Here is a 12,432-nt window from a genome sequence, read left to right as displayed (position 1 = left end):
CGCCCTTCACTCGTTGACGGTCAGCGCACGGGGCACGTCGGCGGCGCCCCCGAGGATCCACAGGTGCACGGTCGTCGTCCCGACCGCATCGGTACCGGCGGACCGTGCCGCCCGGTTCTCGACGGTGGTCGTGCCGAACAGCCCGCCGCTGCCGTCGTCGCCGGAGTCGCCGTCGGTGTCGACGCCGTACCCGACGCCGCTCACCTCGACCCGGACCGGCACGTCGGTCGGCAGCAGCACCTCGGCCCCGCCGGCGCCGAGCCACAGGTTCACGTCCCCGCCGGCGTCGGTCTCGTCGAGGCCGCGCAGGTCGAGGGTCGGCCCGCCGACGAGCATCGCGTAGTTCCGTTCCGACCCGGCGGCGACGCTGTCGACCCGCCAGGTGGTCCCGCCGATCAGCGAGACCTGCGTGCCGGCGGGCAGCACCCCGGTGACGACCAGGGCGACGACCCCGATCGTCGAGAACAGGCCGAGGGCACCGTCGTCGCGTCCCCGGATCCCGGCGACGATGGTCGCGATCGCCAGCACGGCGACCGCCGCGGCGATGCCGAGCACCGCCACCGGCCAGGCCTCCGCCTGCGCCCAGACCGCGACGCCGGCCCCGGCGACGAGCGCCAGCCCGAGCGACACGGCGACGTACGCCGCGCTCGACCGTCGCTCGGCGCGGGTCGCGCGCCACGCGGCCGCCCGCTCCCGTTCGGCGCGCATCCGCTCGTCGTGTCGCCGCTGTCGGTCCTGCGGGGTGCCGGGGGCGTTCCACTGCCAGGAGGCCCGGCCCGCGTCCGACGCCTCCCCCGCGTCCGCCGTCCACGCGGCTCCACCGGCCGGGCGCGGGTCGTCGGGGCTCGTCCAGAAGTCGCGCCGTGTCCCCGCTGCCGCGGCGGCGTCAGCGTCGGGCGTCGGCCCGTCGGTGCGACGACGCGCGACGACCACGGCCAGCCAGACGATCCCGCCGACGAGCGCGATGCTCCACGCCGTGCGCAGGGTCGCCTCGAGCCAGCCGGGCATCCCCCACGCCGAGGGCACGCCCTGCCACCAGATCCCCTGGACCGCGGGCACGAAGGTCAGCACCACGAAGACGCCGATCCCGATGAGCGCCGGGTCGAGCACGCCGCGGATCATCCGCTCGACGTGGATCCGTCCCGTGGTGTCCGGCAGCAGCGCCCACCCGACGGCGTACGCCAGGAAGACCGGACCGCCGAGCAGGGCGACGACGATCGCGACGCCGCGGACGACGAGCGGGTCGAGTCCGGTGCGTCGGGCCACGGCACCGCAGACGCCGGCGAGCCAGCGGTCGTCGGTGCGGGCGACGTCGAGTCCGCGGATCCAGTCGAAGAACCGGGCCGTCGAGTCGGCGGTGCCGGCAGCCGGGCCGGGAGCCGTGTCGTGCTGGTGATCGGTCATGGTCTCCAGCATCCCGGCCCGCGGTGGCGGACACCATCGGGGTTCCCCCTGACCGGTCCCTGATCCCTGCCCCGAACCCTGCTGGTGCGGGCGCCCGAGTGCCAGGATTGGCCCATGGCCACCGCTCGGATGACCCGCCCGACCCCCAGGGTCCTCGGTGGTGTCTGCAGCGGGTTCGCGACGCACACCGGTCTGCCACTCGGGGCCGTCCGGGCGGCGACGGCGGTCCTGACCGTCTGCGGCGGGGCCGGGGTCCTGCTCTACGCGTGGCTGTGGGCCACCACCCCGAGCGCGACGGTGGCCGCGACGTCACCGCTCAAGGCCGTCCTCACGGCGCCCCGTGCGAACGGCGACGGCGACGGCGACGGCGACGCGACCGTGAGCCGTCGAGCACCCGTCGTGGAGATCCTGCTCGGACTCGCACTGCTCGCCGCCGGGGGCGCGATCGTCGCCGTGCGCCTCGGCACCCAGGTCCCGCTCGAGGTCGTCGTGCCCGGCGTCGTGGTCGTCACCGGTGCTGCCCTGGCCTGGCGGCAGTTCGACGCCCTGCGCACCGTCCGGGCCGCGGCGTCGTCGACCCTGGTCGTCCGGGCGCTCGGTGCACTGGTGCTCGTCGTGCTCGGCATCCTGCTGTTCTTCACCACGAGCGACCGGCCGAACGTGTGGACGGTGCTCAGCGCAGCGGTCGCGGTGCTGCTCGGCGTCGCCGTGGTCGTCGCGCCCTGGGTCGTTCGGCTCGTCCGGGACCTCGCCGACGAGCGCGCGGCACGGGTCCGCGACCTCGAGCGCGCCGAACTCGCCGCGCACCTGCACGACTCGGTGCTGCAGACGCTCGCGCTCATCCAGCAGAAGGCCGAGCCCGGCTCCGATGCCGCACGGCTCGCCCGGGCGCAGGAACGCGAACTGCGGTCGTGGTTGTTCGCCGAGCAGACCGAGCCGGCCCGTGACCTCGGCGCCGAACTGCGCGACGCCGCCGCCGACATCGAGGCCGAGTACCCGGTCCGCATCGACGTCATCGCGGTCGGCCCGTCGCGCACCGACCTGCCCGACGGTGTCGTCGCCGCTGCCCGCGAGGCGATGCTCAACGCGGCCCGGCACGCCGGCGGCACGATCAGCGTGTACGCCGAGACCGCGCAGGACGTCGTCGAGGTCAGCATCCGCGACCGTGGGCCGGGCTTCGACCCCGACGCCGTGCCCGAGGGACGGTACGGCGTGCGCGAGTCGATCACCGGGCGGCTGCACCGGCTCGGCGGCCGGGCGACCATCGCCCCGGGGCCCGGTCGCACCGGGACCGAGGTCCGGCTCCGGCTGCCGCTCGCGCCCACCGACCCTCACCACGAGGAGGACGCATGACCGAGCCCGACCTGCTCACCGTCGCCATCGTCGACGACCACTCCATCTTCCGAGCCGGCGTGCGCGCCGGACTGCCACCGGGCCTCCAGGTCGTGGGTGAAGCCGCCACCGTCGACGAAGCCGTGACGCTCGTGGCGACCACCGCACCCCGTGTCGTCCTGCTCGACGTCCACCTGCCCGGCGGAGCCGGCGGTGGCGGCGCCGAGGTGATCACGCAGTCCGCTGCCGAGCACCCGGGCACGCTGTTCCTCGCGCTGAGCGTGTCCGACGCGGCCGACGACGTCGTGCGGGTGATCCGGGCCGGGGCCCGCGGGTACATCACGAAGAGTTCGTCGAGCGCCGAGGTGGCCGAGGCCGTTCGACGGGTGGCGGAGGGCGACGCGGTGTTCTCGCCCCGCCTGGCCGGCTTCGTGCTCGACGCCTTCGGTGCGGTGAGCGGCGAGACCGCGCAGCACGACGCGGAACTCGACCGGTTGTCGGCGCGCGAGCAGGAGGTGATGCGCCTCATCGCGCGTGGGTACGCCTACAAGGAGGTGGCGGCGGAGCTCTTCATCTCGGTGAAGACCGTCGAGACCCACGTGTCGAGCGTGCTGCGGAAACTCCAGCTGTCGAACCGGCACGAGCTGACGGCGTGGGCGCTGCAGCGCAAGCTGCTCTGAGCGCCCACGCGGTCACTTCGCGCTGATCCTGGCTGTGGATGGTGCAGTCTTGTTCACCGCCCCGACGGTCTCACTTCGCGCTGATGCGGGTGTACTTGTTCACGGCCCACGGCACGAACACGACGAGCATCACGGCGATCCCGATCAGCACCGTCACGATCGGGTGCTGCATCGTCCAGATGTCCGGCACCGGCGCCGACCCGACGTTGCCGAACAGCTCGCGGGCCGCCTGCACGAGCGACGACACCGGGTTCCACTCCGCGAACACCCGCAGCACCAGGGGCAGCGTGTCGCTCGGCACGAAGGCGTTCGAGATGAACGTCAGCGGGAACAGGATCATGAACGAGGCGTTGTTGATGACCTCCGGCGTCTTGACGCTCATCCCGAGCAGCGCCATCACCCAGCTGAACGCGTAGCTGAACAGCAGCAGCAGGGCGATGCCGGCCAGGAACTCGAGCGGCGACGAGTTCACCCGCCACCCGACGGCCAGCCCGGTGAGCATCATGATCGCCATCGAGATCGAGTTGAGCACGAGGTCGGAGTTGGTCCGGCCGACGAGCACCGCGGACGCCGACATCGGTAGCGTGCGGAACCGGTCGATCAGGCCTTCCTTCAGGTCCTGCGCCATCGCCGACCCCGAGAACGTGGCCCCGAACACGACGGTCTGCGCGAAGATCCCCGCCATCAGGAACTGCGTGTAGTCGGTGCCCTCGACCGCGATCGCGCCGCCGTAGACCTGGCTGAAGAGCAGGACGAACATGATGGGCTGCAGCACCGCGAAGACGAGCATGTCCGGCGACCGCTTGATCTTGATGAGGTTCCGCTTGGTGACGGTCCAGCCGTCCTCGAACCAGATGGCGACCGGCGAGGTGACGACGACGGGCAGCTGCCGACCCGGCGCGATGGTGGTGGCGGTCATCGGGCCGTCTCCTTCTGCTTGGTGCCGGCGGCTTCGTCGGCCTCGTCCTCCGTCGCGGCGTGGCCGGTGAGCCGCAGGAACACGTCGTCGAGGGTCGGTCGGCGCATGCCCGCGTCGTGCAGCTCGATGCCGGCGTCACCGAGGTCGGCGAGCACCCGTTGCAGCGCGGCGGGGCCGGCTTCGACCGCGATGGCGTGGGTGCGGCCGTCGCCAGAGGCCTCGACGTCGCCGACGCCGTAGCGCCGCAGGACGGTCGTCACCGCGTCACCGTCGGTCTCGTCCACCAGGGTCACGACGACCCGGTGGCCGCCGACCTGCGCCTTGAGGTGGTCGGCGGTGCCCTCGGCGATGACCCGGCCGTCGTCGATGACCGCGATGTCGTCGGCGAGCCGGTCGGCTTCTTCGAGGTACTGCGTGGTGAGCAGGACCGTGGCGCCCTGGGCCACCAGGTCCTCGATGATGCCCCAGAGCGCCAACCGGCTGCGCGGGTCAAGGCCCGTGGTCGGCTCGTCGAGGAACAGCACGCGCGGGTTCATCACGAGTGCACCGGCGAGGTCGATCCGTCGCCGCATGCCACCGGAGAAGCCCTTCACCGGGCGGTCCCCGGCCTCGGCCAGGTCGAACACGTCGATGAGCTCACGGGCACGCTCCCGCGACGTCTTCCGGCCCAGGTGGTAGAGCCGCCCGATCATCTCGAGGTTCTCGAAGCCGGTCAGGTTCTCGTCGACCGCGGCGTACTGCCCGGACACCCCGATGGACCGCCGGGTGGCCTGCGGATCGGCGATCACGTCGATGCCGTCGATCGTGGCCGTCCCGGAGTCCGGGGTGATGAGGGTGGTGAGCACCTTCACGGTCGTGGTCTTGCCCGCGCCGTTCGGCCCGAGCAGCGCCTTCACGGTGCCCTGGGGCACGGACAGGTCGAGTCCGGCCAGTGCGTGCACCGGTCCGGACTTCGACCGGTAGGTCTTGGTCAGCCCGGAGGCTTCGATGATGGCCATGTCGCTCCTTCGTCGGACACGGTGGGTACCGGGGTCCGGTGGAGCGACGGCCGTCTCTCAGATGCCGAAGTCACCACCGAAGTCACTGGAGCCACCGCCGAAGTCGGATCCGCTGTCGCCCCAGCCCGCACTCTCGAACCCGCCGCCGTCGGACGCGCCACCATCGGACGCGCCGCCGTCACCGGAGTCGGCTCCAGTGTCCTCCGAACCACCGTCACCCGCAGCGTCAGTACCGCCATCGAACGATCCGGGGTCCGGCAGGAAGGCGCTCATGATCGCCGACCCGATGACGTAGCCGGCCACGGTGCCGAGGATCGAGGCACCGATCATGCTGCCGAACGACGGTCCGCCGCGCTGCCCACCGAAGCGGCCGCCACCACCGACGCCTCCGAGCGAGCGCTCCATGAAGCCCGGCTGGCGGATCTCGGACCGCGTCGCCGACTGCGCGAGCGAGCGGGGGTCGTCGCCGCGAGGGGCCTCGCCGGGAGGCGCCGTGCGGGTGAACTCGTCGTAGACCATGCGGCGCTGTTCGTCGGTCAGCTTCGCGAACGCCTCGGCGTGGACCTCTTCGATGCGCTCGGGCGGCGCCGTGCGGAGCAGGTAGCGGTACCGCTCCACCGCGCGCTCGTCGTCGGTCGTCGCGCCCTGCTGCTGCGCGGGTGCACCGCCCCACTGCGGCACGCCGTACTGGCCGCCCTGCTGCTGGGCCGCCGGCACCCCCGTCGGCGCGGGCTGGTGGTACGACTGCTGGCCGTACCGGTAGCCCTGCTGCTGCGGTTGCTGCGGCTGCCCCCACTGGTTCTGCTGCGCGTCGTACTGCCGCGCGTCACCGGTGCGGTCGCGGTCCGGACGTCCGAGCAGGCGGTCGAGGAATCCCATGGTCGATGCTCCTTCGGGTGCACGGGTGATCCGGTCGGACCGCCCGTGGCCTGCCACCCTATGGAGCGCGGTCGGCCGCTGACTGAGCGCCCGCTCAGAGTCAGCCGTGCGCCGCCGCGCCCGCGGGCGCACCGTGCGCACCTGCACGACCCGTGCCGGGTTGGCAGCACCGTGCGCGCCTACAGCACCGCACCCAGCGGCCGACCCCGCACCAGAACGCGGACCCCGCACCGTGCGCACCACCCACCCGACGGGAGGCCCGTACCCGACCCGACCCGCGCCTCCAGTCCGCACCGTGCGCACCTGCACGACCCGTGCCGGGTTGGCAGCACCGTGCGCGCCTACAGCACCGCACCCAGCGGCCAACCCCGCACCAGAACGCGGACCCCGCACCGTGCGCCGGCCACCCCTGCCGCGCGCACGCGCCGGCTCAGCCCGCCGCCGCGCCCACGGCGAGCGCGGCCGTCCACACACCGTGCAGCTCGTCCGCGGCCCCGGGGTGCGCCACCAGGAACGGCTCCCCTACGGGCGGGAAGCCCTCGACCGGGCCGGAGCGGGTCAGCACGATCCCGCCGGCCTCCTGCACGAGCAGCACGGCGGCCCCGTGGTCGACCGGGTTGAACGCGGACACGCACCCGCCGATCCCCCGGCCGGCCGCCACCTGCGCGATGGTCAGCGTGCCGGAGCCCTGCACCCGCAGTGTGCACGACCGGTCGGCCAGGGCGTCGAGGAACGCACCGAACCCGGGCCACGGCCGGTGCCCGTCGAGCTCGGTGCCGACGACCGCCCCGGCGAGCGGCCGCGGGGTGTCGTCCAGCTGGAGCGGACGGTCGCGCAGGGTGGCACCGCGTCCGCGCCGCGCCTCGAGGACCTCGCCCCGCCACGGGTCGGCGACGACCCCGACGAGCGGCCGGCCACCGCGGGTCAGGCAGAGCGACATCGACGTCCAGGGCACGCCGTTCGCCAGGTTCGTGGTGCCGTCGACGGGGTCCAGGTACCAGCGGTGCCGGTCGCCGGGGGCGTCGCCGTACTCCTCGCCGGTGAACCCGTGCGTCGGGAACGCCATCCGGACGCGGGACCGGACGTGCTGTTCGACCAGTCGGTCCACGTCGGTGACGAGGTCTGCGGGGTTCGCCTTGGTCCGCACCTCGCTGACGGGGTGCTCGCGGGTGAACGCGATGACCTCGTGCGCGATGCGGTGCGCCAGGGCCTGGGCGCGCGAGGCGACCTCGGTCTCGGTCGGTTCGCGGTCCCGTTCCGGCCAGCCGTCCCGCTCCGCCGACGAGAGCGCGGCGCCGATCGCACCGACGTCGTTCGTGGTGATCGAGTCGACGCCGAGCCGTGCCGCCCAGAGCGCCGGTTCGGCTTCGTCGACGGTCCAGACGGCGACCCGCAGCCCCAGGGCGTGCGCAGCCTCGATCGTGCGCGGGGTGAGGAACGCGATGTCGAGGTTCAGGGTGGACGGGGTCAACGCCTCGAGGTCTGCCGGAGCGGGCGGGTCGAGCGACTCCCACGCGAGCCAGACGTCGGCGTCGTGCAGCACCGAGCGGACCGCCGCCATCGCCGCCGGCGCTCCGCACCACGCCACGGTGGTGGACGCGGTGGACCCCGCGACGGTCCGGGCAGCGACGAGTCCGTCGGCCGCGTCCGTCAGGTCGACGAGCAGCACCGAGTGGCAGCCGTCGAGCCGTTCGAGGGCGGCGTCGAGACGCGGGATCCGGTCGAGGCCGTTGCCGAGCCGGGCGACGTCGCACCAGGCGACGTCGGACACCCGGCGGGCATCGCCCCACATCCGGCCGAGGGTCTCGTCGTGCAGCAGCACGGCGACGTCGTCGGCCGTGCGACGGACGTCGACCTCGATGACCTCGGCGCCGAGCGCCTCGGCGACCGCGATGGCGGGCAGGGTGTTCTCGCGCCGGACGCGCGGCGCACCGCGGTGGGCGACGAGCCGTGGCGGACGCACGCCGGGCCTCCCGGTCGGGCTGGTGGCGACCACCTGGTCAGCGGGCGCCGACACCGGGGCGCTCATCGGGTGCCCTCGAGCAGCGCGCCGTCGCGGTACACGAGCACCTCGCCGAGGCGGACCCCGGTCTCGGTGCCGACCGTCGGGGGTGCTCCGGTGACGAACGCGCGGAGCTCGGCGCCGTCGGCGGCCAGCACGACCTCGGCGAAGTGCCCGCGCATCAGCACGCGGGCGACGGTCGCACGGATCGGCGAGTCGTCGGTGAGCACGACCTGCTCGGGTCGGATCAGGACCGTGTCCGCCACGGTGGGGCTGACCGACGTGCCGGCCAGGAACCGGCCGGTGACGGGGCTCGTCGACCCGATGAACGACGCGACGAACCCGGTCGCGGGGCGGGCGTACAGCTCGGTGGGCGTCGCGATCTGCTCGATGCGGCCGTCGTGCATGACGGCGATCCGGTCCGAGATGCTGAGCGCCTCGTCCTGGTCGTGCGTGACGATGACGGTCGTGATGCCGAGGCGCTGCTGGATGCGCCGGATCTCGTCGCGGACGCTCACCCGGAGCTTCGCGTCGAGGTTCGACAGCGGCTCGTCGAGGAGCAGCACGTCGGGCTCCTGCACGATCGCCCGCGCAAGGGCGACCCGCTGCTGCTCACCGCCCGAGATCGCCGTCGGCTTCGACCCGGCGTGGTGGCTCAGACCGACGAGTTCGAGCGCGTCCCGCACCCGCTCCGCCACCCGCTGCTTCGGCACGCGTCGGGTCCGCAGTGGGAACGCCACGTTCTGCGTCACCGTCATGTGCGGCCACAGTGCGTAGTTCTGGAACACCATCGCGCTCGGACGACGCTCCGGACCGATCGACGTGACGTCGCGGTCCCCCATCGTCACGACGCCGCCGTCGGCGGGCAGGAACCCCGCCACCATCCGGAGCGTCGTCGTCTTGCCGCACCCGGACGGGCCGAGCAGCGAGACGAGCTCGCCCTTCGCGACGTCGAGGTCGATGCCCGCGACCACGTCGCGTCCGCCGAGCGTCTTGCGCAGTCCGCGGATGGTGAGTCCGCCGGTGCGGGACCGGTCGGTCGTGCTGCCGTCGGCCTGGAGGCCCGGTGCGCGTTCCGCGACGAGCGTTGCGTCCGTCATCTGGTCGCCTTTCGTGCTGGTGGTGGTCATCGGTGTCGGTCCGGGTGTCAGCTCGGTCGGTTGCGGCCGCGTCATCGGATCTGGAAGCCGTCCGCCAGGCGGCCGCCCATGATGTGCTTCCGGGCGAGGAGCAGCAGGACCACGGACGGGATGCTCAACGCGATCGCGAACACCGCGGAGACCTGGCGTGGGGAGTTCAGGACGAGCGAGTACATCGCCGTCGGCATCGTCATGTAGGTCGGCGCGCCGACCAAGTACGTGCCCTGCGCCTCGTCGAACGACGCGAGGAACGACATCACCATCGCGACGAGGATCCCCGGCCACGCGATCGGGAACGTCACCCGCCAGAAGGTCCGCCAGCGGCTCGCTCCGGCGTCGCGTGCTGCCTCCTCGAGGGACCGCGGCACGGCCGAGAACGCGGCGGCGGGCAGCCACGTCATGAACACCACGCACCCGAGGACGTGCACGATGAGGATGCCCGTGACCGTGTTCATGAGGTTCAGCGCGGTGAACATGGCCGACATCGTGACGAAGAGGCCCATCTTCGGGAACGCGTTCGTGGCGAACAGCCCGACCAGGACGAGCCGTCGCCCGGGGAACTCGATGCGGCTGATCGCCCACGCGGCCGGCAGGCAGACCACCGCGGCGATGAGGACCGTCAGCGGGGCGAGGACGAGCGAGTTCTGGACGGCGACCGCAAGGCTCCGGTCCTCGAACACGGTGCCCCACCACTGCAGCGTCCAGCCGTCGGGCAACAGGTTCGGGTACGTCCACGTCGTGGCGAAGGCACGAGCCGCCAGCCAGAGGAGCGGACCGAGCACGAAGACGGCCAGCACGACGGCGGTCGCCCAGACCAGGGTGTTCCCGGTGAGTCGCTTGATCACGGCTGCTCCTGCTTCTGCTGCTGCTTCCGCAGCTCGCCGGCGTTCGCCCGGACCGTCGAGCGCAGGTAGAACACGCTCGCGGCCGCGGCGAAGGCGAACACGATGAACGCCATCGCCGTCGACTGCTGCGGGCGGTTGTAGGCCTGGAAGTACTTCGAGATGTCGACACCGAGCATCGTCGGGGCGTTCGGACCGGTGAAGTACGGCACCGTGAACGACCCGAGGACCCCGATGACGGTGAACGTCGTCGCGATGACGAGCGGGGTCGCCGCCATCGGCAGGAGCACCTGCCAGACCACCCGCCAGGTGCTCGCGCCGGCGTCCTTCGCAGCTTCGACCAGGGCGTCCGGGGTGCCCTGCAGCGCGCCGGCGATCATCAGCACCGCGAACGGCAGGCTCGTCCAGACGCTGCCGAACACCACGGCAACGAGGGTGTACCCCCACACCGGGACGTCGAGGCCGAACTGGGCACCGAGGCTGCGGAGGAAGCCCTGCGCATCGGTGAACGTCAGGACCGACCAACTCGCGATGACCACCGGCACGAAGAGCGGGACCACGGCCAGGACGCTGAGGCTCTTGCCGAGGAAACCACCGCGGAGCCGGAGGATCACCGCCACCGCCACGGCGAGCGCCACGGTCAGGCCGGTCGACAACGCGGTGACCCCGAGCGTCGCGACGAGGTCGCGCAGGAACGTGGCGTTGCCGAGCAGGGTGCCGTACACCGCGAACGAGAAGCCGCGCACGGTGTCGCCGCCGATGTCTGCGAGTGCCTGGTTCAGGCCGCCGGTGAACCCGAGGCTGAACAGGGCGGCGTTCACGACGGGCACGCCGACGAACAGGACCACGACGAGGACGGGCGCCGCGACGAGGGCGAGGCCCTGCCACCGCCGACGGCGGTCGAGCCGCTCCTGGACGGACAGCCGACCTGCGGTGTCCGCCGTGCCGTGGGCGGGCGACGGGACGGGCGGGAGGCCCGTGGCGGAGTCGCCACGGGCCTCCCGGTCGGTCGCCGGGCCGTCCTGGACGGTCTGGGTCACTGCGGGACCTTCGCGTCCCACGCCGCGTTCATGTCGGCGGCGAAGTCGCTCTGGAACCCGAGGCGGAGCTGCGAGGGGTTCGCGTCGGCGAACTGCTCCGCGACCGACGCCGGCAGGCTGTCGAGCGGGATGACCGGGTAGCCGGAGACGGCGCTCGCGACGAGCTGCTGCCCCTTGGAGCTCAGCACGAAGTCGGCGAGCTGCTCGGCGGCGGCCTTCTTGGCCTTCGGCTCGGTCTTCGGGATGCCGAGGAAGCTCGCGCTGCCGGTGAACGACGGGTCGGTGATCTGGATCGCCTTGACGGTCTTCGGGATCACGCCGGTCTTCTGCGAGGTGATGAACTGGTCGCTCCACACCGGCGCCATCGCGATCTGGCCGCTGCCGAGCAGCTGCACGACCTGGTCGTTGCCGTTCGGGTAGACCCCCTTCTGGTACGTCGAGGGGCCGAGGTCCTTGAGCGCTGCGAAACCCTTGTCCCACTTCGACTCGAGCGACTTGTCGTACGTCGTCTGCATCGTCGCCTGCTCATCCGCGGTCAGGTACTTCGCGAGCACCGTGGCCACGAACGAGCCGCCGGAGCCGCCGGACGACGGGGAGTTGTACGCGAATTGACCGGGGTTGGCCGTGATCCAGGCGAGGAGGTCGTCGAGGCTCTCCGGCGGGTCCGTCACCTTGCTCGAGTCGTAGGCGAGCAGGACGCTCGAGGCGCGGTACGGGATCGCGCTGTCGCCGCCCTGCTGCTTCGTGGCCTCGGGCACGTCCTTCAGGTTCGGGATCGTGCTGTCGCTGACCGTGCTGAGCAGTCCGGCCTTGCCCGCGGTGCTGACGAAGCCGGCGTCGACCAGGTCGTACGCGACGGACTTGCCGGCCTTGACCGCGGTGGCCAGGTTCGCCTGGGTCTGCGCGTCGTGCTCGCCGTGCAGGTCGATGCTCGTGCTGACGTGGATCTTCGGGTTCGCCTTCTCGAAGGCGGGGATGAGCGACTTGTCCCAGAGGTCCTGGACGTTCGTGTCGCCGCTGATGAACACGGTGAGGTTCGTGGTGCCGCCGCTCGTGTCCGCGGCGTTCGAGGCGTTGGCGCTCTGGACGCAGCCGGACAGTGCGACGGTCGCGGCCGCCGCGATGGCGAGGCCGGCGAGGACTCGGGTCTTCACGTGGGTTCTCCCTGTTCCGTGGGGTGGGGTCGTGCGGGGTGGG

General features: G+C 72.5%; 11 protein-coding genes. 2 read left to right on the top strand and 9 right to left on the bottom strand.

Translation table 11 applies throughout. From position 1 onward, the window contains the following. Positions 1–6: 6 nt before the first annotated feature. Complete coding sequence (locus HQQ88_RS11770; protein ID WP_159574147.1) at positions 7–1,404, bottom strand: PspC domain-containing protein; 1,398 nt, start codon at positions 1,402–1,404, stop codon at positions 7–9. Between the two features lie 114 nt (positions 1,405–1,518). On the opposite strand from HQQ88_RS11770, the gene HQQ88_RS11765 reads away from it, so the two are divergent. Continuing rightward, a complete protein-coding gene (locus tag HQQ88_RS11765; RefSeq protein WP_173169533.1) occupies positions 1,519–2,757 on the top strand; it encodes an ATP-binding protein in 1,239 nt (412 codons plus the stop codon). Next, positions 2,754–3,416 (top strand): response regulator transcription factor, encoded by a 663-nt coding sequence (locus tag HQQ88_RS11760; RefSeq protein WP_123294044.1) that lies wholly within the window; start codon positions 2,754–2,756, stop codon positions 3,414–3,416. The genes HQQ88_RS11765 and HQQ88_RS11760 overlap by 4 nt, the downstream gene beginning before the upstream one ends. Before the next feature lie 70 nt (positions 3,417–3,486). Here the strand turns inward: HQQ88_RS11760 and HQQ88_RS11755 are convergent, their stop codons facing one another. From HQQ88_RS11755 to HQQ88_RS11720, 8 genes are all read right to left on the bottom strand, one after another. Beyond that, on the bottom strand, positions 3,487–4,335 hold the full coding sequence (locus HQQ88_RS11755) for an ABC transporter permease (RefSeq protein WP_123294045.1): 849 nt from the start codon (positions 4,333–4,335) through the stop codon (positions 3,487–3,489). Further along, positions 4,332–5,333 carry an ATP-binding cassette domain-containing protein gene (locus HQQ88_RS11750; RefSeq protein ID WP_173169532.1) on the bottom strand — a complete coding sequence of 334 codons (1,002 nt, stop codon included), beginning with the start codon at positions 5,331–5,333 and terminating at the stop codon, positions 4,332–4,334. Before HQQ88_RS11750 ends, HQQ88_RS11755 begins: the two co-directional genes overlap by 4 nt. Positions 5,334–5,390: 57 nt before the next feature. After that, a complete protein-coding gene (locus HQQ88_RS11745; protein WP_248704648.1) occupies positions 5,391–6,212 on the bottom strand; it encodes a hypothetical protein in 822 nt (273 codons plus the stop codon). A gap of 430 nt (positions 6,213–6,642) precedes the next feature. Continuing rightward, positions 6,643–8,241, bottom strand: coding sequence for an inositol monophosphatase family protein (locus tag HQQ88_RS11740; RefSeq protein ID WP_173169531.1), 1,599 nt, complete (start codon positions 8,239–8,241; stop codon positions 6,643–6,645). Further along, the gene (locus HQQ88_RS11735; RefSeq protein WP_254067072.1) at positions 8,238–9,314 is read right to left on the bottom strand and encodes an ABC transporter ATP-binding protein; all 1,077 of its coding nucleotides are present in this window, start codon (positions 9,312–9,314) and stop codon (positions 8,238–8,240) included. Before HQQ88_RS11735 ends, HQQ88_RS11740 begins: the two co-directional genes overlap by 4 nt. A gap of 71 nt (positions 9,315–9,385) precedes the next feature. Continuing rightward, complete coding sequence (locus HQQ88_RS11730) at positions 9,386–10,198, bottom strand: ABC transporter permease (protein ID WP_123340755.1); 813 nt, start codon at positions 10,196–10,198, stop codon at positions 9,386–9,388. After that, entirely contained in the window at positions 10,195–11,235 is a 1,041-nt protein-coding gene (locus HQQ88_RS11725; RefSeq protein ID WP_131845380.1) for an ABC transporter permease, read from the bottom strand. Before HQQ88_RS11725 ends, HQQ88_RS11730 begins: the two co-directional genes overlap by 4 nt. After that, positions 11,232–12,389, bottom strand: a complete 1,158-nt coding sequence (locus tag HQQ88_RS11720) for an extracellular solute-binding protein (protein WP_131845379.1) — start codon at positions 12,387–12,389, stop codon at positions 11,232–11,234. The genes HQQ88_RS11725 and HQQ88_RS11720 overlap by 4 nt, the downstream gene beginning before the upstream one ends. Positions 12,390–12,432 lie beyond the last annotated feature (43 nt).

The sequence above is a fragment of the Curtobacterium sp. VKM Ac-2861 genome (assembly GCF_013204965.1).
In the GTDB taxonomy this organism is placed as follows: domain Bacteria; phylum Actinomycetota; class Actinomycetes; order Actinomycetales; family Microbacteriaceae; genus Curtobacterium.
This window is presented reverse-complemented; position numbering and strand designations above follow the sequence as displayed.

What these genes read in the sequence shown, in the direction of transcription:
- HQQ88_RS11755 (WP_123294045.1), bottom strand. Translation starts at nt 4,335, where the DNA reads ATGACCGCCACCACCATCGCGCCGGGTCGGCAGCTGCCCGTCGTCGTC.
- HQQ88_RS11740 (WP_173169531.1), bottom strand. Translation starts at nt 8,241, where the DNA reads ATGAGCGCCCCGGTGTCGGCGCCCGCTGACCAGGTGGTCGCCACCAGC.
- HQQ88_RS11745 (WP_248704648.1), bottom strand. Translation starts at nt 6,212, where the DNA reads ATGGGATTCCTCGACCGCCTGCTCGGACGTCCGGACCGCGACCGCACC.
- HQQ88_RS11750 (WP_173169532.1), bottom strand. Translation starts at nt 5,333, where the DNA reads ATGGCCATCATCGAAGCCTCCGGGCTGACCAAGACCTACCGGTCGAAG.
- HQQ88_RS11770 (WP_159574147.1), bottom strand. Translation starts at nt 1,404, where the DNA reads ATGACCGATCACCAGCACGACACGGCTCCCGGCCCGGCTGCCGGCACC.
- HQQ88_RS11735 (WP_254067072.1), bottom strand. Translation starts at nt 9,314, where the DNA reads ATGACGGACGCAACGCTCGTCGCGGAACGCGCACCGGGCCTCCAGGCC.
- HQQ88_RS11760 (WP_123294044.1), top strand. Translation starts at nt 2,754, where the DNA reads ATGACCGAGCCCGACCTGCTCACCGTCGCCATCGTCGACGACCACTCC.
- HQQ88_RS11765 (WP_173169533.1), top strand. Translation starts at nt 1,519, where the DNA reads ATGGCCACCGCTCGGATGACCCGCCCGACCCCCAGGGTCCTCGGTGGT.